The sequence below is a fragment of the Pseudomonas sp. TH49 genome (assembly GCF_016650625.1).
In the GTDB taxonomy this organism is placed as follows: domain Bacteria; phylum Pseudomonadota; class Gammaproteobacteria; order Pseudomonadales; family Pseudomonadaceae; genus Aquipseudomonas; species Aquipseudomonas fluorescens_H.
This window is the reverse complement of record NZ_JAEKFL010000002.1, coordinates 1,752,247-1,773,545: the sequence shown is the minus strand read 5'-3', so window position 1 is coordinate 1,773,545 and position 21,299 is coordinate 1,752,247. Positions and strand designations below refer to the sequence as shown.

General features: G+C 55.8%; 7 protein-coding genes. All 7 read right to left on the bottom strand.

Annotated elements, in window-relative coordinates; all coding sequences use genetic code 11:
• Positions 1–77: 77 nt before the first annotated feature.
• Positions 78–737, bottom strand: coding sequence for a response regulator transcription factor (locus JFU48_RS25180; RefSeq protein WP_201138030.1), 660 nt, complete (start codon positions 735–737; stop codon positions 78–80).
• A 164-nt stretch (positions 738–901) separates the two neighbouring features.
• On the bottom strand, positions 902–2,464 hold the full coding sequence (locus JFU48_RS25175; RefSeq protein WP_201138029.1) for a TolC family protein: 1,563 nt from the start codon (positions 2,462–2,464) through the stop codon (positions 902–904).
• Positions 2,465–2,470: 6 nt separating this feature from the next.
• On the bottom strand, positions 2,471–3,724 hold the full coding sequence (locus JFU48_RS25170; protein WP_201138028.1) for an HlyD family type I secretion periplasmic adaptor subunit: 1,254 nt from the start codon (positions 3,722–3,724) through the stop codon (positions 2,471–2,473).
• Positions 3,725–3,750: 26 nt separating this feature from the next.
• Positions 3,751–6,024 (bottom strand): type I secretion system permease/ATPase, encoded by a 2,274-nt coding sequence (locus tag JFU48_RS25165; RefSeq protein ID WP_201138027.1) that lies wholly within the window; start codon positions 6,022–6,024, stop codon positions 3,751–3,753.
• Positions 6,025–6,446: 422 nt separating this feature from the next.
• Positions 6,447–6,977, bottom strand: coding sequence for a hypothetical protein (locus JFU48_RS25160; RefSeq protein ID WP_201138026.1), 531 nt, complete (start codon positions 6,975–6,977; stop codon positions 6,447–6,449).
• A gap of 114 nt (positions 6,978–7,091) precedes the next feature.
• Positions 7,092–12,920: an Ig-like domain-containing protein gene (locus tag JFU48_RS25155; protein ID WP_446739789.1), complete on the bottom strand. Its 5,829-nt coding sequence runs from the start codon at positions 12,918–12,920 to the stop codon at positions 7,092–7,094.
• Between the two features lie 339 nt (positions 12,921–13,259).
• Positions 13,260–20,381 (bottom strand): Ig-like domain-containing protein, encoded by a 7,122-nt coding sequence (locus JFU48_RS25150; RefSeq protein ID WP_201138024.1) that lies wholly within the window; start codon positions 20,379–20,381, stop codon positions 13,260–13,262.
• Positions 20,382–21,299: the final 918 nt, after the last annotated feature.

Below are 21,299 nucleotides of genomic sequence, written 5' to 3'. Positions count from 1 at the left end.
ATTGATCAGTTTTTTATATTTCACCGTGGTCCGCATCCTATTCTCCATTGTTTCTTAAAGAAGATTTGATATCAGGATCATGCTGTTTGCCATGAAATGATTTGATCGGTTTCAAAAGCAAAGCGAAATAGGTCCGCGTCGCGGATAAGACCGAGCTTCCGCATAGCGCTGGCCTTCTGCGAGCTGACAGTTTGCTTGGTTCGCTTCAACTGCTTTGCAATATCATTTACTGAGAGTCCTGATACATAAAGGCGGATAACTTCGGTCTCTCGTCGTGTAAGAGTGGGGTTTGCCGATCGGGAACCATTGCTCCTATTCACTTCCTGGCTGGATGACCTAAATTGAGGTGATATGTAAGTTGCGCCCGCATAAACTGCATGTACTGCCGAAATCAGGTGCCCTATATCGTCTGCCTTGTTCAATACCGACCCGACGCCAAGTTTAATTATTTCTGTAACTATTGCTGTGTTGTCAATGCTGGTGAATACGATAATTTTAATGTCCGGGTAGCGCCGACGCAGAAAGGAAAGCATGGCCATACCATCGCCTGCGGTGCCTCCTGGCATGACATAGTCTGTGATCAAAATGTCGCAACTAAAATTCAATAATAGTTCAATAATTTCCGTTGAGTTTTTTGCTGTTCCAACAATATTTAACGTTCGAATAGTTGAAAGTTCATGGGCAACTCCGGTTATAAGTGCTGGGTGGTCGTCGGCAATAATAATGTCAATTTTCATAAAGTGCTCCGAATAATCATCAGCGAGTCGTTCGCAGCTATTTGAATGTAAGTATATTTCTACTCGCTGAAAAAATAATTAGTCTTTGTCAGTAATTGCTAGGCTCGAGGTGTTACTGGTACTAAAATTAGATTACCTCTCCCTCGAGTATTAGTGGTTTCTGATCATTTGACCGATATTTTGCCCTGCAGCCAGCTCGTCAGTTGGCCTGCGCTCCCGTAGGCTTCTAGTACTGATTTGTAGCTATCGAATCGGTTGGAGACTTCATTTACCCGATTGTTGTTGTGGTCGCTTTCGGCGATCAATACATCCAACAGCGTTCGCCGGCCGAGGTGATACCACTGCTCAAAAAAGGCTTTACGTACACTATCTGTTTCGCTGGTGAGGTCGCGATATAGGTCTGCCCTGGTCAATAAGGTTTTAGAGTCTTGTTCTGCAGCGCGTGTTGCGAATTCAAAATCCAATTCCTGTTGTGCTTTTTTCTCGCGACCAGCCTCTGCGCGCAAGGAGGCTGCTTCACGAGCCGCCCGGGCGGAACCGCCACGAAACAAAGGCCAATTAACCGTCATCATGGTTTGCCAACCCTGTTCGCGACCGAGCTCGTCTCGAGCAGTGGACTTGGAAACAACCCAGTTCACCTGCGGCTTTTCTCCCGCGCGAAGCGATTCGGCATGACGCTCGGAGGCATTTGCTTCGGCTTCAGCCTGGAGTAGAGCAGGGTGAGCGCGTGCAGCCGTAAGGAGCTTATCCAGATCTCCTCCCGAAAGTGCCCAATTGCTGTTCTGAGGCATTTTGACTGGCGTATCACCGATAAGCTTGCGCAGCTTGATTGCAATGTCTCGTTCCTTGGCTTGTGAAGCGTCCAGGCTTGCTTGCGCTTCCATCAGCCGAGCTTTGGCCTGAGTCAGCTCGCTAGCACGTCCACTATCTACTTGGACGATCTGCTGGAGCATCCCGACCAGAGTGCTCATGCGCTCCACATATTGCTGACTAATGGCGCTGATCCCACGCGCCTTTTCCTGCTCTACAACGCTGATCGACACGTCTTGTGCGAGGGTCTCGAGATTAGCGTAGTACTTCTGATCAGCTGCATTGCTCAGTTCCTTTCGACTATCGATTGTGTTACGTGTGCGTCCCCAATCAAATACGTTAGTTGTCATGTTCAAGTTGACCGACTGGGAGTTCACATTGTCGGAATTACCGCCTCCAAAAGAGGTAGGGCGATTGTTAGCACCCAAGTCGATTTGCGGCCAGCGCTCACCTTTGGCTTCGCGAACGTCAGCATTAGCTGCTGCTATTTCTGCCTGGGACTGGCGGAGCATAGGGCTACGGATAACTGCCTGTTGCAATGCGGTTGAGAGAATGTTGCGAATCTCACTCTCTGAGACCTGATCTTTGCTAGCTGTGCGGTTCCCCGCCGGGTTGTCCTTCATCCACTCGGAAAACTGTACGGAGTTGCGGCCTTGATCATGACTGTTGCCAGTGATCGTATTGCCTGCGAGCGTGTTGGCAATAGGATTAGTGGCGCGCGGCGAAGCCACGTCCGGGAGCCTTTGGGTACGTTCTACACTGCTTGCCGGCTGCGAAGTGGCAGTCTTAATCTGGTTGAATTGTGCGTATACAGTTTGCGGAAAAGCGCACAGAGCGCTGATAAGAGCCAAGACAATCAAGTGTGCAGACATTTTGCTGTACTTATTCGAGGCTCGTTGGTTTTTAATCGATTGCATGATTACTTATCTCTCGCGAAAGGCTTCTTTTGCCTTGAAAATTGGTTTCAGCAGGTAATCCAGAATGGTTTTTTCACCAGTGCGAATTTCCACGGTCGCGGTCATGCCTGGTATAATCGGCAACCGTTTTCCACCAGCTTCAAGCCAACTTGTATCTGTGAGTATTTGAACTCGGTAATAAATGGCATCTGGTCGTCCCGCTGCGAGCTTTTTTTCGTCCTGCAATGTGTCTGGGCTGATATGCACTACAGTGCCTTTGAGGCCACCGTAAATGCCGTAGTCATATGCGGAAATCTTCACGGTTGCGGGCAGACCGGGATGCAGAAAGGCAACGTCTTGAGGTTTAATTTGCCCCTCCACAATCAGTTGATCTTCTAGCGGCACGATCTCCATAATGTCTTCGCCTGGCTGGACTACACCGCCAATAGTGCTCATACGGACGTTCTTCACTGTGCCGTAAACCGGCGCATTAATAGTGGTGCGCTCCAATATATCTTTACGTCCAACGAGATTTTCTGCTACTTGAGCCACTTCTAGCTCTACCTTGATCAGTTCCGAGTTTGCTTCTCCTTGATAGCGATTACGACGTTCAACCATTTGTACTTTCAAGTCATTTGCTTGGCGTAGCATGCGCAGAATTTCTACTTCTGAAAGTAGCCCTCGCGCTGCCAGTGGTTGGGCCAGAGCGATTTCTTTCATGATCAACGTATGGCTGTTCTGTAACGCAGTCACGCTGTCCTCCAGCGCCTGTTTGCGAGCGCGATAGGCTTTAGTTTCCTGTGCGATCATTTGAGGCTCGCCTTGCACGTCTTCTGGAAACTCGAGTGGCATCTGGTACGCTTCGGCTCGTAAACGCACCATCGTTGCTTTCATACCCATGTATTTGGCATAAAGTTCTTGATAAGTGGATTGAGCGCGGGTCGGATTAATTTTGATCAAAGGTTGTCCCTTCTCAACGATGTCGCCTTCACGCACCAGCAACTTATCGATGATTCCGCCCTCCAAACTTTCAATAATCTGCTCGCGGCTTTTGGAAATAATCTTGCCTTCGCCTTGAGTAATCTCCTCAACGCGGGCGAAATGAGCCCAAGTGGCTCCCGCCAGCAGGATTGCGCCTATCACGTACATGACCAAGCGTGATCCTGGTGCGGATTGAGTCAGCAGCGATTCACGCAAATCACTCATGAATGCTTCGTCGCCTGCTTTTAGCGGCGTAGCTTGGGGCGCGCGCTGAAAGCGGCGCTTTAGTGCGTTAAACATTTCAGTTTCCTCAACAGGGCAGGCGCTTAGCCTGCTCTGCCTGGTTGGGTTTGGGATAAGGTCTCGGTAGTGCTGGTGTGTGGTGCTGGAGCTGATTTGCTCCTCGCTTCACGATCGCCTGATACCGATAGAGCTGCGATGATTTCGTTCTTTGGCCCGTCAGCTACAATGCGTCCCTCATCGACCACCAATATCCGGTCTACAAGGTTGAGTAGGGTCGTGCGATGAGTAACCAAAATAACGGTTTGCCCTTCTGTGGCGCGTGTCAGATGCGCCATAAAGACTGCTTCGGTCTGTGTGTCCATGGCGCTGGTGGGTTCGTCCAACAACAAAGTTTGTGGTCGGGCAATCAAGCTGCGAGCTAGAGAGACCAGTTGACGCTGACCTCCCGACAGACCCTCTCCCATTTCGCCGATTGGTAGGTTGATTCCCATTGGATGCTTCTGGGCAATACGATCCAGACCCGTTAATTGGAGGACTCGCAGCAACTCGTCTGCAGAGGCGTCGGGACGACCGATCATTACGTTTTCGCGCAAGGTGCCGTAAAACAGACGTGCTTCTTGGCCGACATAGCCCACTGCCTTACGCCAATCAGCAGGATCGATCTGCGCGACATCCAGACCTCCAATCAGTATCTGCCCACCCGTTGGCTGATAGAGACGAGCGATCAGACGAAGCAGCGTCGATTTACCACTGCCGATCTTGCCCAAGATTGCCACTCGCTCACCTGGCTGAATTGATACATTGATATTTTCCAGAGCTGGTGGGTTAGGCTTGTCTGGAGGTGACGGGTAGGCGAAATTGACACCCGTGAGTTCCAGCTTTCCATTCAGTGGTGGTTGCGGGAGGTAACTCTTATCGGATTCACGATCCACCGGCATGGCCATCAAACGGTTCAACCCGGCCAATGCGGCTTTGGCTTGTTGGTATCGCACTGCCAGCCCTGCTACCTGAGTCAATGGTGCGGTGGCTCGACCTGCGAGCATGACGGTGCCGATCAGGGCGCCCTGGGATAGATCACCTTGGCCGATTAAATAGACCCCGATAACTACGAGGATGACGGTCTGGATCTGTTGCAGAAAGGTCACAAGATTCAACGCCGAACTGCTGAGCTGACGCGACTTCATTGAGGTGCTAGCAGCTGCCGCGCTAAAGGCTTCCCAGCGACGCGTCATGTAACCCTCACCACCAACAGCCTTGAGCGTTTCCATGCCCTCCACCGACTCCAGCAGAACGCCTTGCTTCAGAGAGGATTCACGTAGGTTTTCGCGCATAGTTCGTGCCAGTGGCCATTGGATGGCGACGCTGATCAAAATGATGCACGGCACCATCAATAGCGACACCCAACCCAGTGGGCCGCCGATAAGAAAGATGACACCCACGAACAGCAGCACGAAAGGTAGATCAGACAACGCTGCAAGCGTCGCTGAAGTGAAAAAGTCGCGTACGGATTCGAATTCACGTACTTGGTTCGCGAAAGCGCCTGCGGAGGCAGGTTTGTGTTCCATGCGCACAGCCAGTGCTTGACGGAACAATTGAGAGCCAACTACTAGGTCGGCCTTCTTTGCCGCTACATCCAACAAGTGTGCTCTTAGGTAACGGGTCATGGCCTCGAAACCCATAGCGACGACCACGCCGATAGCCAGCGACCAAAGCGTCACATAGGCCTGATTGGGGACTACCCTGTCGTAGACGTTCATCGTGAAGAAGATGCTGGCTAAGGCCAAGAGGTTCACGATCACGGTCGCTAAAGCGGCGCTACGATAATAACGGCGATAGCGCCACAGTGTGCTGAATAGCCAGTGTCCGGCAGAGCGAGGAGTTTCGTCGCCTGCTCGAGTATCGATCCGCGCATGAGGCTTTACTAGGATTGCGTGTTCCGAGTACCAAGTTGATAGCTCCTGTTGGTCGATTTCCACGCGGGTGTCAGTACCCATCTCAGGCAGCATTACCTGAAAGAGAATTTTCCCTTTCTCGTCCCGACGTGAACCGAACAAGATCGCCGCACCCTGGTCTTTGCGTAGCAGAATGATTGGCATCAAGTGCGAAGAGAATTCGTGGGCGCGACGACGAACAATCCCGGCTGTGAGGCCAACATTACCCATTGCAGTCTGTGCCTGGGACGGCGTCAGCAATATTCCTTTAGGAAGGCCTGCGCACAAACTCTCAGCACTACGGGGCGCACCTTGACGTTCACACATCCACAGAGTGCATTCGAGCAGCGTGTCGATGACCCGATTGGATGGAGGAAGCGTCAAAAACGCTTCTTGTTGATTTTGTTGATGGTTTGCCGATGACATTACTGCGTTCCTCAGGAGTTTTGGTTGTGGCGGGCTCTTACCGTCGATAGAGATTTCGTTGTCCTGAAGAGAACCTTCAGGTCACGGTCTTTGTGGCGGCAGGTTTCAGAGAAAAGAGTGAGCGGTGCAGAACATCCCTTCATCCCTACCAACGGGGTAGAACTTTAATGTTCGGCTGCATCAGGCGTCTGTCAGGCCGGTTCGAATAAGGTCGGCAGCGATTAGGACGAGTACTAGAGTTTTGTTCTGACCGCGTTTGTATGGCCCGGGACGGGCTTGCGGGGAGATTGAGCAAAGCGGGAGTGACTCCATTCACTTCCCGGTTACGAGGGGTATGTCAACTTGATAAAAGTGTATCCAAATGGCCCTTGGTGTTTTTCGACAATGGAGACAGCTAGATCAAAGATCAGAGTTTTAGGTGCTCAGGGCACTTTGTTCGGTTGCTGAGTGGCACACGGCTGAATAGGGGCGCGCGAAACAAATCGCTTTTGCTCGTGAGCACTTTCTAAACTCAACTTTGCTTCGTCGGGGTCGACCTCAACCGGAATTCCGCTAGCGTCGTCGGGAACCTTCAAAAAGTAGGTTTTTCCGGCCTCAAGCCGCATGCGATGACTGTCCTCGGCTTTTCCACGATACAGCGGCGCGTCGTGTTGATAGGCACCAAGGAAATGTTCGCCCGGAGGTATACAGAACAAGGTATAGCTACCAGGCATAAGCGTAGTATGGAAGTGACCATCGACGTATACGTTCGTGGCCAACTCTTTTTTCATTTCGTTACCAGTACGGTAGTAGATGACTTTCGCCTGGATTGGTGCTGCCGCAGGAGTGGATTGATAGCGTTCGCCAGATACGTTTGGTGTGGTTTGCTGTTCCTCAATCTGCCCTAATGCACACGAAGTAAAAAAGATGGACAGGACAGCCGACCGAATGCCGGTACGTTTTATGAAGTTCATGGTTGAAAATCTCCTCAGGTAAATCCTGAAATTTGATATCGCCCCTGTCATTTGATGTCGGGGATGGTTGAAGTCATTCTGAAAGGGGCGTCCACAACGGACGCCCCTGCAGAGTTAAACGATTTGTACCGTAACGCCCTGTTGTACGAGGATTTCGGCTTCCAGGCCTGTGTGGTGGTAGACGTCGTAGGTGACACCTGCAGCGATCACCTCGCCGAGGTTTTCCCAGTCGCCGACGTCCATGCCGTTGGGCAACAGATCACTCAGTTGCACCACATCGCCGGCATTACCCTTGACCGCCAGTTGTACGCTGTCGTCGTTGATGAAGGCGCCGAGGTGGCCGATGTCCAGCACATCACCCAGAGAGACTTTCAGGGTGTTGTCACCAGAACCGGTGAGGTCGATGACTTCGACCGAGCTTAGACGACCCTGCCATGTCGACAGATCCAGCACTTGATTTGCGCCGACCAGTTTGAGGGTGTCTACCCCTGCGTTGCCTTCGATCACCTTGATCTGATCCAGCACGCTGACATCGTTGATCGTGAAGATATTGTCGCGGGCCTGTCCGTAGACTTCGGACACATCCCCGATCAATATCGAGTTCACGCCAGGCACGGTGTCGGTGTTAACGAAACCGGATAGGTTGCCGGCCTGATCCACCAGTGCCGCGCTGGCACTGCTGACCGAGCCCACATCCATGTTGACGAAGCCGGTGGCGATATCGTCCTGCGTCAGAGTGTGTTCGAAACGCTGCGCACCCCCGTCGGCAATGATCGCGATACGGTCGCCTGCGACCACGTCGGCCGGATTGAAGTCGACCTGCAGCTGGTTGCCGTTCAAGAGGATTGAGGACGGCGTGCGTGGCGCGATGGTGTCCAGGGTGACGTCTTGTGTCATGACGTAACCAGCGTTGCCGGCCTGATCCACGACACGGGTCTGGATACTCCAGTTTGCCGTATGTGCGTTCATGTCTTGAGCGGCCCAGTTGGTGCCGTCAACGAGTGCGTTGAACCAGCTTTGGCCGCCGTCGGTGGATATCTGTAAGCTCTGACCGGTCGACAACTTGGCACTCAACTCGCCCTGCATCAGTCGACCGAAACTACCGTTGTCGGTGATGTAGTCGTGAGCTTCTTGACCGGAGTCCTTGCCCATGTACGAGAGGCGAGCGATTTGGGTCGGGCCGTTGCCGGTGTAGACGATCAGGTCGAACGGCTCCGAAGTCGGGCTGCTGTTACCCGCAGCGTTGACCGCGATAGCGGTAAAGCTGTATTCGCCGTCAGCCAGCGCGGTGTCCGGAGTGAAAGTCCACTTGCCCTGATCATCGGCTTGAACACGACCGATCTCGACACCACGGTCGTAAATGACCACTGTGGCGCTCGACTCGCTGCTGCCCGAAATTTCTGGGCGTGTATCGTCGGTCACGTCGCCCGAACTCAGTGCGCCGGTCAGTTCACCGATGTCGTCGGTCACGACCTCAATGACTGGTTGTTCTGGCATTACTGTGGCAATGATGACTTGCCATGATTCAGCCTCTTTGGACGTATTCCCGGCCGTATCAGTAGCGCTCACGGTGAAACTGTGCTCGCCTTCGGCCAGCGGTGCCTCAGGGGTGAAGGACCAGTTGCCATTGGCATCGGCACGGGTTTCACCGAGCTTCTGACCATTGTCATAGATGACCACGGTCGAGCCAGCTTCGGCCTGCCCGGCGAGGGTCGGTTGTTGGTCGTCGGTGATATCACCCGGCTCCAGTTCACCTGTTTTTTCACCTACATCGTCGTAGACGCTGCTGATAGTCGGTGCGTCAGGCGCTTGGGTGTCAACGATCACTTCCCAGGTGTCGGAAGGCTCGGACTGGTTGCCGGCCGGATCCTGAATGATCACGCTGATTTCGTGCTCGCCATCGCCCAGTTCGGTCTCAGGAGTGAACGTCCAGTTGCCGTCGCCATCGACGACGGTTTCACCGATCTTCTCGCCCTTGTCGAGGATGATGATGGTGTCGCCGGGCTCACCGGTGCCATTGATGGTCGGGGTGGTGTCGTCGGTGACGCCGCCTTTCTCGATCGGGCCTTGGATAGCACCCTGGTCATCGATGATGTCGCTGATGCCTGGACCCTGGCCGTCAATACCTGGCTGTGCGGGAGCAGAGGTGTCGATCACGACATCCCAGGCCAGCGACAGGTCAGAAGTATTGCCTGCAGTGTCGATGGCGCTCACGGTGAAGCTGTGCTCGCCTTCGGCCAGCGGTGCTTCAGGGGTGAAGGACCAGTTGCCATTGGCATCGGCACGGGTTTCACCGAGCTTCTGACCATTGTCATAGATGACCACGGTCGAGCCAGCTTCGGCCTGGCCGTTGAGGGTTGGAGTGGTGTCGTCGGTGACGTCGCCGGAGACGAGTTCGCCGGTTTTGACGCCCGCGTCGTCGTAGACGCTGCCGATGGTCGGTGCGCCAGGTGCTTGGGTGTCAACGATCACTTCCCAGGTGTCGGAAGGCTCGGACTGGTTGCCGGCCGGATCCTGAATGATCACGCTGATTTCGTGCTCGCCATCGCCCAGTTCGGTCTCAGGAGTGAACGTCCAGTTGCCGTCGCCATCGACGACGGTTTCACCGATCTTCTCGCCCTTGTCGAGGATGATGATGGTGTCGCCGGGCTCACCGGTGCCATTGATGGTCGGGGTGGTGTCGTCGGTGACGCCGCCTTTCTCGATCGGGCCTTGGATAGCACCCTGGTCATCGATGATGTCGCTGATGCCTGGACCCTGGCCGTCAATACCTGGCTGTGCGGGAGCAGAGGTGTCGATCACGACATCCCAGGCCAGCGACAGGTCAGAAGTATTGCCTGCAGTGTCGATGGCGCTCACGGTGAAGCTGTGCTCGCCTTCGGCCAGCGGTGCTTCAGGGGTGAAGGACCAGTTGCCGTTGGCATCGGCACGGGTTTCACCGAGCTTCTGACCATTGTCATAGATGACCACGGTCGAGCCAGCTTCGGCTTGGCCGTTGAGGGTTGGAGTGGTGTCGTCGGTGACGTCGCCGGAGACGAGTTCGCCGGTTTTGACGCCCGCGTCGTCGTAGACGCTGCCGATGGTCGGTGCGCCAGGTGCTTGGGTGTCAACGATCACTTCCCAGGTGTCGGAAGGCTCGGACTGGTTGCCGGCCGGATCCTGAATGATCACGCTGATTTCGTGCTCGCCATCGCCCAGTTCGGTCTCAGGAGTGAACGTCCAGTTGCCGTCGCCATCGACGACGGTTTCACCGATCTTCTCGCCCTTGTCGAGGATGATGATGGTGTCGCCGGGCTCACCGGTGCCATTGATGGTCGGGGTGGTGTCGTCGGTGACGCCGCCTTTCTCGATCGGGCCTTGGATAGCACCCTGGTCATCGATGATGTCGCTGATGCCTGGACCCTGGCCGTCAATACCTGGCTGTGCGGGAGCAGAGGTGTCGATCACGACATCCCAGGCCAGCGACAGGTCAGAAGTATTGCCTGCAGTGTCGATGGCGCTCACGGTGAAGCTGTGCTCGCCTTCGGCCAGCGGTGCTTCAGGGGTGAAGGACCAGTTGCCGTTGGCATCGGCACGGGTTTCACCGAGCTTCTGACCATTGTCATAGATGACCACGGTCGAGCCAGCTTCGGCTTGGCCGTTGAGGGTTGGAGTGGTGTCGTCGGTGACGTCACCGGAGACGAGTTCGCCGGTTTTGACGCCCGCGTCGTCGTAGACGCTGCCGATGGTCGGTGCGCCAGGTGCTTGGGTGTCAACGATCACTTCCCAGGTGTCGGAAGGCTCGGACTGGTTGCCGGCCGGATCCTGAATGATCACGCTGATTTCGTGCTCGCCATCGCCCAGTTCGGTCTCAGGAGTGAACGTCCAGTTGCCGTCGCCATCGACGACGGTTTCACCGATCTTCTCGCCCTTGTCGAGGATGATGATGGTGTCGCCGGGCTCACCGGTGCCATTGATGGTCGGGGTGGTGTCGTCGGTGACGCCGCCTTTCTCGATCGGGCCTTGGATAGCACCCTGGTCATCGATGATGTCGCTGATGCCTGGACCCTGGCCGTCAATACCTGGCTGTGCGGGAGCAGAGGTGTCGATCACGACATCCCAGGCCAGCGACAGGTCAGAAGTATTGCCTGCAGTGTCGATGGCGCTCACGGTGAAGCTGTGCTCGCCTTCGGCCAGCGGTGCTTCAGGGGTGAAGGACCAGTTGCCATTGGCATCGGCACGGGTTTCACCGAGCTTCTGACCATTGTCATAGATGACCACGGTCGAGCCAGCTTCGGCTTGGCCGTTGAGGGTTGGAGTGGTGTCGTCGGTGACGTCGCCGGAGACGAGTTCGCCGGTTTTGACGCCCGCGTCGTCGTAGACGCTGCCGATGGTCGGTGCGTCAGGCGCTTGGGTGTCAACGATCACGATCCACGGAGCACTGACATCGCTACTGTTACCTGCAGCATTGATGGCAACAAAGGTCAGGTCGTGATCTCCATCATTCAATGGAATTGAAGGAGTGAAGCTCCAGTTGCCGCTCTCATCGGTCATTACTCGTCCGATCTCCTCACCATTGTCATAAATAACGACGGTGACGTTGGCTTCAGCATTACCCATAATGCTTGGGGTGGCATCGTCCGTGAGGTCTCCGGAGTTAAGCTCATGGACTAGTGAGCCATGGTCGTCGTATACAGACTCAACACTTGGCACCTCAGGTGTACCTAGCACGATATTCAGCTTCCAAGGCGCTGAATCTTGAGATTGATTCCCTGTCTGGTCAGTGGCAGTAACAGTGAAGATATGAGCACCTACCTCTACAGGCGAGTCAGGAGTAAAGGTCCAATTGCCGGAAGCATCGGCTTGGACGTCACCTATCTTTTGGCCGTTATCATAGATTGTTACCCGACTACCGGCCTCTGCATGCCCATTGAAAGTTGGAGTAGTGTCATCGGTTCCTCCACCATTTAGTAGAGGGCCAGTAATGGCGCCAAAATTGTCTAGAATTTCGGTAATTTCTGGCTGGTTTGGTGCCAATGTATCAATAGTGAAGTTGTATTTTGCCGAGGCAAGTCCGGTATTTCCGGAAAAGTCTATTGCTGCAGCATTAAAAGAATACTGGCCATCAGGAATTAAAAAGATTGGAGTAAAACTCCAATTGCCTAGCTGGTCGGCATAGGTTGTACCAATTAGAGTTTTTCCGTTATAGATGGCGACCATACAGTTTTCTTCGGCTTTACCCGAAAGCGTAGGAGTATTGTCATTGGTGTAGCCATTATTAGCGATGATCGTCGTAGCGGTGGAGTGGTCGTCAGTTGCATTGGTGATTACGGCACGTGCTGGGGCAACCGTATCGATAATCAAAACAACGTTACTGGAAGTTGCACCTGTCGATAGATCGCGGACGAAGAATAGCTGCCCGCCCTCATCAAAAGGAACATCAGGCTGGAAGGACCATTTCCCCTGCACGTCCACTTGGACCGATCCGATTTTTTCGCCGTTTTGCAGTATCTCAAGGGTCGAGCCTGGTTGACCAACACCCTCAAGCTTAGGCGACTTGTCGTCGGTAACACTACCGCTGATAATTGAGCCCTGCTTGCTACCGATTTGATCGTAGATTCCAGTAATTGCAGGCAGGATGTCGAAAGGAGTAGCGCTCGGTTCTGACGCTGCAATCAGTTGCGCAGGTTCAAATTGAGGTACGATACTTTCTTGTTCAAAACGGGAATCGCTAGTTGGATTTAGCGATTCGCCAAGTGTCTCCAAATTCTGAAAAGTTACGGCTTGTTGGATTACCTTTAGAACGTCGGCCTCGGTTTGATCTTGCTGCACTCCAAGTTTTACTGTGTCCAAAGATACAGCGCCTTGTGCAGAAGCGCTGTCAGACGAAAGATGTATTCGATATTCGCCGCTTTCAGTTAGGCTGTAGACGCCTGCTTTAAATTGGTAGAAATCTTTCACCATAATAGTTGAGGGTGTCTGTTCTGAGCTCAAGCGCAGATACAGATCATTGTCGACACGCTCAGCTGTGATGGACTCGGCAATATTAATGTCATCTTGCACGGTGAAGATGTAACGCGCACTTTCAATTGCTTGAATTGGCAGGTAGGCACTTACCTGTTCATTCAATGAGACAAAGTAAAGTGTATTTTGATCATCTAAATAAGAAAAATTCATCAGGGTATTTTCCATAGTTAAAAGTAGCAGGTACGTAAACCAGCTTTTTTTGCATCAGTCGCTCATACTTGGACGCGCTTGATTTGCCTAGATAAGGGCACCCGATGAGGGCGCCCTTAGTCAGAGTTAAATGATCTGCACCGTAACGCCCTGTTGTACGAGGATTTCGGCTTCCAGGCCTGTGTGGTGGTAGACGTCGTAGGTGACACCTGCAGCGATCACCTCGCCGAGGTTTTCCCAGTCGCCGACGTCCATGCCGTTGGGCAACAGATCACTCAGTTGCACCACATCGCCGGCATTACCCTTGACCGCCAGTTGTACGCTGTCGTCGTTGATGAAGGCGCCGAGGTGGCCGATGTCCAGCACATCACCCAGAGAGACTTTCAGGGTGTTGTCACCAGAACCGGTGAGGTCGATGACTTCGACCGAGCTTAGACGACCCTGCCATGTCGACAGATCCAGCACTTGATTTGCGCCGACCAGTTTGAGGGTGTCTACCCCTGCGTTGCCTTCGATCACCTTGATCTGATCCAGCACGCTGACATCGTTGATCGTGAAGATATTGTCGCGGGCCTGTCCGTAGACTTCGGACACATCCCCGATCAATATCGAGTTCACGCCAGGCACGGTGTCGGTGTTAACGAAACCGGATAGGTTGCCGGCCTGATCCACCAGTGCCGCGCTGGCGCTGCTGACCGAGCCCACATCCATGTTGACGAAGCCGGTGGCGATATCGTCCTGCGTCAGAGTGTGTTCGAAACGCTGCGCACCCCCGTCGGCAATGATCGCGATACGGTCGCCTGCGACCACGTCGGCCGGATTGAAGTCGACCTGTAGCTGGTTGCCGTTCAAGAGGATTGAGGACGGCGTGCGTGGCGCGATGGTGTCCAGGGTGACGTCTTGTGTCATGACGTAACCAGCGTTGCCGGCCTGATCCACGACACGGGTCTGGATACTCCAGTTTGCCGTATGTGCGTTCATGTCTTGAGCGGCCCAGTTGGTGCCGTCAACGAGTGCGTTGAACCAGCTTTGGCCGCCGTCGGTGGATATCTGTAAGCTCTGACCGGTCGACAACTTGGCACTCAACTCGCCCTGCATCAGTCGACCGAAACTACCGTTGTCGGTGATGTAGTCGTGAGCTTCTTGACCGGAGTCCTTGCCCATGTACGAGAGGCGAGCGATTTGGGTCGGGCCGTTGCCGGTGTAGACGATCAGGTCGAACGGCTCCGAAGTCGGGCTGCTGTTACCCGCAGCGTTGACCGCGATAGCGGTAAAGCTGTATTCGCCGTCAGCCAGCGCGGTGTCCGGAGTGAAAGTCCACTTGCCCTGATCATCGGCTTGAACACGACCGATCTCGACACCACGGTCGTAAATGACCACTGTGGCGCTCGACTCGCTGCTGCCCGAAATTTCTGGGCGTGTATCGTCGGTCACGTCGCCCGAACTCAGTGCGCCGGTCAGTTCACCAATGTCGTCGGTAATGGTTTCAATGATTGGCTGATGAATCCGACCGTCGTTGATCATCACTTCCCAAGGCTGGGATAGGCCAGAAGTATTGCCTGCAGTGTCGATGGCGCTCACGGTGAAGCTGTGCTCGCCTTCGGCCAGTGGTGCCTCAGGGGTGAAGGACCAGTTGCCAATGGCATCGGCACGGGTTTCACCGAGCTTCTGACCGTTGTCGTAGATGACCACGGTCGAGCCAGCTTCGGCCTGCCCGGCGAGGGTCGGTTGTTGGTCGTCGGTGATATCACCCGGCTCCAGTTCACCTGTTTTTTCACCTACATCGTCGTAGACGCTGCTGATAGTCGGTGCGTCAGGTGCTTGGGTGTCAACGATCACTTCCCAGGTGTCGGAAGGCTCGGACTGGTTGCCGGCCGGATCCTGAATGATCACGCTGATTTCGTGCTCGCCATCGCCCAGTTCGGTCTCAGGAGTGAACGTCCAGTTGCCGTCGCCATCGACGACGGTTTCACCGATCTTCTCGCCCTTGTCGAGGATGATGATGGTGTCGCCGGGCTCACCGGTGCCATTGATGGTCGGGGTGGTGTCGTCGGTGACGCCGCCTTTCTCGATCGGGCCTTGGATAGCACCCTGGTCATCGATGATGTCGCTGATGCCTGGACCCTGGCCGTCAATACCTGGCTGTGCGGGAGCAGAGGTGTCGATCACGACATCCCAGGCCAGCGACAGGTCAGAAGTATTGCCTGCAGTGTCGATGGCGCTCACGGTGAAGCTGTGCTCGCCTTCGGCCAGCGGTGCTTCAGGGGTGAAGGACCAGTTGCCGTTGGCATCGGCACGGGTTTCACCGAGCTTCTGACCATTGTCATAGATGACCACGGTCGAGCCAGCTTCGGCTTGGCCGTTGAGGGTTGGAGTGGTGTCGTCGGTGACGTCACCGGAGACGAGTTCGCCGGTTTTGACGCCCGCGTCGTCGTAGACGCTGCCGATGGTCGGTGCGCCAGGTGCTTGGGTGTCAACGATCACTTCCCAGGTGTCGGAAGGCTCGGACTGGTTGCCGGCCGGATCCTGAATGATCACGCTGATTTCGTGCTCGCCATCGCCCAGTTCGGTCTCAGGAGTGAACGTCCAGTTGCCGTCGCCATCGACGACGGTTTCACCGATCTTCTCGCCCTTGTCGAGGATGATGATGGTGTCGCCGGGCTCACCGGTGCCATTGATGGTCGGGGTGGTGTCGTCGGTGACGCCGCCTTTCTCGATCGGGCCTTGGATAGCACCCTGGTCATCGATGATGTCGCTGATGCCTGGACCCTGGCCGTCAATACCTGGCTGTGCGGGAGCAGAGGTGTCGATCACGACATCCCAGGCCAGCGACAGGTCAGAAGTATTGCCTGCAGTGTCGATGGCGCTCACGGTGAAGCTGTGCTCGCCTTCGGCCAGCGGTGCTTCAGGGGTGAAGGACCAGTTGCCATTGGCATCGGCACGGGTTTCACCGAGCTTCTGACCATTGTCATAGATGACCACGGTCGAGCCAGCTTCGGCTTGGCCGTTGAGGGTTGGAGTGGTGTCGTCGGTGACGTCACCGGAGACGAGTTCGCCGGTTTTGACACCCGCGTCGTCGTAGACGCTGCCGATGGTCGGTGCGCCAGGTGCTTGGGTGTCAACGATCACTTCCCAGGTGTCGGAAGGCTCGGACTGGTTGCCGGCCGGATCCTGAATGATCACGCTGATTTCGTGCTCGCCATCGCCCAGTTCGGTCTCAGGAGTGAACGTCCAGTTGCCGTCGCCATCGACGACGGTTTCACCGATCTTCTCGCCCTTGTCGAGGATGATGATGGTGTCGCCGGGCTCACCGGTGCCATTGATGGTCGGGGTGGTGTCGTCGGTGACGCCGCCTTTCTCGATCGGGCCTTGGATAGCACCCTGGTCATCGATGATGTCGCTGATGCCTGGACCCTGGCCGTCAATACCTGGCTGTGCGGGAGCAGAGGTGTCGATCACGACATCCCAGGCCAGCGACAGGTCAGAAGTATTGCCTGCAGTGTCGATGGCGCTCACGGTGAAGCTGTGCTCGCCTTCGGCCAGCGGTGCTTCAGGGGTGAAGGACCAGTTGCCGTTGGCATCGGCACGGGTTTCACCGAGCTTCTGACCATTGTCATAGATGACCACGGTCGAGCCAGCTTCGGCTTGGCCGTTGAGGGTTGGAGTGGTGTCGTCGGTGACGTCGCCGGAGACGAGTTCGCCGGTTTTGACGCCCGCGTCGTCGTAGACGCTGCCGATGGTCGGTGCGCCAGGTGCTTGGGTGTCAACGATCACTTCCCAGGTGTCGGAAGGCTCGGACTGGTTGCCGGCCGGATCCTGAATGATCACGCTGATTTCGTGCTCGCCATCGCCCAGTTCGGTCTCAGGAGTGAACGTCCAGTTGCCGTCGCCATCGACGACGGTTTCACCGATCTTCTCGCCCTTGTCGAGGATGATGATGGTGTCGCCGGGCTCACCGGTGCCATTGATGGTCGGGGTGGTGTCGTCGGTGACGCCGCCTTTCTCGATCGGGCCTTGGATAGCACCCTGGTCATCGATGATGTCGCTGATGCCTGGACCCTGGCCGTCAATACCTGGCTGTGCGGGAGCAGAGGTGTCGATCACGACATCCCAGGCCAGCGACAGGTCAGAAGTATTGCCTGCAGTGTCGATGGCGCTCACGGTGAAGCTGTGCTCGCCTTCGGCCAGCGGTGCTTCAGGGGTGAAGGACCAGTTGCCGTTGGCATCGGCACGGGTTTCACCGAGCTTCTGACCATTGTCATAGATGACCACGGTCGAGCCAGCTTCGGCTTGGCCGTTGAGGGTTGGAGTGGTGTCGTCGGTGACGTCACCGGAGACGAGTTCGCCGGTTTTGACGCCCGCGTCGTCGTAGACGCTGCCGATGGTCGGTGCGCCAGGTGCTTGGGTGTCAACGATCACTTCCCAGGTGTCGGAAGGCTCGGACTGGTTGCCGGCCGGATCCTGAATGATCACGCTGATTTCGTGCTCGCCATCGCCCAGTTCGGTCTCAGGAGTGAACGTCCAGTTGCCGTCGCCATCGACGACGGTTTCACCGATCTTCTCGCCCTTGTCGAGGATGATGATGGTGTCGCCGGGCTCACCGGTGCCATTGATGGTCGGGGTGGTGTCGTCGGTGACGCCGCCTTTCTCGATCGGGCCTTGGATAGCACCCTGGTCATCGATGATGTCGCTGATGGGGTTATTATTGTCTGGAGCGGCGGTGTTGATTACGACATCCCAGGCCTGCGACAGGTCAGAAGTATTGCCTGCAGTGTCGATGGCGCTCACGGTGAAGCTGTGCTCGCCTTCGGCCAGCGGTGCCTCAGGGGTGAAGGACCAGTTGCCGTTGGCATCGGCACGGGTTTCACCGAGCTTCTGACCATTGTCATAGATGACCACGGTCGAGCCAGCTTCGGCTTGGCCGTTGAGGGTTGGAGTGGTGTCGTCGGTGACGTCGCCGGAGACGAGTTCGCCGGTTTTGACGCCCGCGTCGTCGTAGACGCTGCCGATGGTCGGTGCGCCAGGTGCTTGGGTGTCAACGATCACTTCCCAGGTGTCGGAAGGCTCGGACTGGTTGCCGGCCGGATCCTGAATGATCACGCTGATTTCGTGCTCGCCATCGCCCAGTTCGGTCTCAGGAGTGAACGTCCAGTTGCCGTCGCCATCGACGACGGTTTCACCGATCTTCTCGCCCTTGTCGAGGATGATGATGGTGTCGCCGGGCTCACCGGTGCCATTGATGGTCGGGGTGGTGTCGTCGGTGACGCCGCCTTTCTCGATCGGGCCTTGGATAGCACCCTGGTCATCGATGATGTCGCTGATGCCTGGACCCTGGCCGTCAATACCTGGCTGTGCGGGAGCAGAGGTGTCGATCACGACATCCCAGGCCAGCGACAGGTCAGAAGTATTGCCTGCAGTGTCGATGGCGCTCACGGTGAAGCTGTGCTCGCCTTCGGCCAGCGGTGCTTCAGGGGTGAAGGACCAGTTGCCGTTGGCATCGGCACGGGTTTCACCGAGCTTCTGACCATTGTCATAGATGACCACGGTCGAGCCAGCTTCGGCTTGGCCGTTGAGGGTTGGAGTGGTGTCGTCGGTGACGTCACCGGAGACGAGTTCGCCGGTTTTGACGCCCGCGTCGTCGTAGACGCTGCCGATGGTCGGTGCGCCAGGTGCTTGGGTGTCAACGATCACTTCCCAGGTGTCGGAAGGCTCGGACTGGTTGCCGGCCGGATCCTGAATGATCACGCTGATTTCGTGCTCGCCATCGCCCAGTTCGGTCTCAGGAGTGAACGTCCAGTTGCCGTCGCCATCGACGACGGTTTCACCGATCTTCTCGCCCTTGTCGAGGATGATGATGGTGTCGCCGGGCTCACCGGTGCCATTGATGGTCGGGGTGGTGTCGTCGGTGACGCCGCCTTTCTCGATCGGGCCTTGGATAGCACCCTGGTCATCGATGATGTCGCTGATGCCTGGACCCTGGCCGTCAATACCTGGCTGTGCGGGAGCAGAGGTGTCGATCACGACATCCCAGGCCAGCGACAGGTCAGAAGTATTGCCTGCAGTGTCGATGGCGCTCACGGTGAAGCTGTGCTCGCCTTCGGCCAGCGGTGCTTCAGGGGTGAAGGACCAGTTGCCATTGGCATCGGCACGGGTTTCACCGAGCTTCTGACCATTGTCATAGATGACCACGGTCGAGCCAGCTTCGGCTTGGCCGTTGAGGGTTGGAGTGGTGTCGTCGGTGACGTCACCGGAGACGAGTTCGCCGGTTTTGACACCCGCGTCGTCGTAGACGCTGCCGATGGTCGGTGCGCCAGGTGCTTGGGTGTCAACGATCACTTCCCAGGTGTCGGAAGGCTCGGACTGGTTGCCGGCCGGATCCTGAATGATCACGCTGATTTCGTGCTCGCCATCGCCCAGTTCGGTCTCAGGAGTGAACGTCCAGTTGCCGTCGCCATCGACGACGGTTTCACCGATCTTCTCGCCCTTGTCGAGGATGATGATGGTGTCGCCGGGCTCACCGGTGCCATTGATGGTCGGGGTGGTGTCGTCGGTGACGCCGCCTTTCTCGATCGGGCCTTGGATAGCACCCTGGTCATCGATGATGTCGCTGATGCCTGGACCCTGGCCGTCAATACCTGGCTGTGCGGGAGCAGAGGTGTCGATCACGACATCCCAGGCCAGCGACAGGTCAGAAGTATTGCCTGCAGTGTCGATGGCGCTCACGGTGAAGCTGTGCTCGCCTTCGGCCAGCGGTGCTTCAGGGGTGAAGGACCAGTTGCCGTTGGCATCGGCACGGGTTTCACCGAGCTTCTGACCATTGTCATAGATGACCACGGTCGAGCCAGCTTCGGCTTGGCCGTTGAGGGTCGGAGTGGTGTCGTCGGTGACGTCGCCGGAGATGAGTTCGCCAGTTTTGACGCCCGCGTCGTCGTAGACGCTGCCGATGGTCGGTGCGCCAGGTGCTTGGGTGTCAACGGTCACTTCCCACGGATCAGAAGGTACGGACTCGTTACCGTCTTTATCTTTGATAATTACACTGATTTCATGATCGCCATCCCCCAACTCGGTCTCAGGGGTGAACGTCCAGTTGCCGTCGCCGTCGACGACGGTTTCACCGATCTTCTCGCCCTTGTCGAGGATGATGATGGTGTCGCCGGGCTCGCCGGTGCCATTGAGAGTCGGAGTTGTATCATCAGTGACTCCGCCCTTTTCAATCACGCCTTGGATTGGGCCCTGCGAATCAATCATACCGTCAATATGTGGAATCTGGCTGTTAACGCCTGGAGTCGGTGCTTCAACGGCAGGTGGGGCTTGTACAGCAGGTGTATCGGAATTTTTGCTACCGCCCCCCTGGCCGCCGACGGCGCCCGCACCCGCCCCCGCACCTAGGGCACCAGCAATCCATGGCAGAAGGCCAAACGCGGCAGCCTTTTCGACATTGACGACTTGTTCGCCGCCAAGAACCAGCGGTGAAGACTCTCCATCCTGTAAGAAAGCGATAGCCGCACGATCATCGTCAGCATCGGAGGACACGTAGAAGTAATAGGCACCGCTTTCGGCCATGCCCAAAAGCTCAGAGTTGTACTGAAAGAAATCTTCAATGATGACAGTAGGCGGGTCAAGCGGTTCGCCTTCTAGGCTGACATGCAAGTCTTTGCCTACTCGGCGGACGGTGATGTTCTCTGGCGCAAATCCAGTGACCTTATCCGCCAAGATGTATTTACCATCCGGGGTGGCCTTGATCTTCAGTTGTGAGTCCTTCGAACCTCGGCGCAGAGGGATTTCTTGTCGTAACTCCTTGCCTTCCATCTGCAAGATTTGAATTGACTGCGGTGCCATATGATTTCTTCCGAATTTACTCTGAGTTTCCAAGGCAAGCCGCATTTGTCGCCCAGCCTCTTTAACTCCATGAAGGATAGGCTGTGCTGCTGGCCGCTGGATGAGTTCAAAGTGTTAATGGTTGGTTTAATGATTTAGGAGGATGCGAGCATCAAGGTGTGGTCTGTTCTCTATGCTCAGCTACACCCTTTTCCTTGGCGACTATTAAACCGGGGAAGAAATGATGAATCTTTCTGACTGGGTATGAATTCTAGGTGAGGCGGGGGGTCGGGTACTAAAGCAGGGGGCGGGCAGGTGCCGCGCGGAAAATCCGCGGAAAACCGCGGA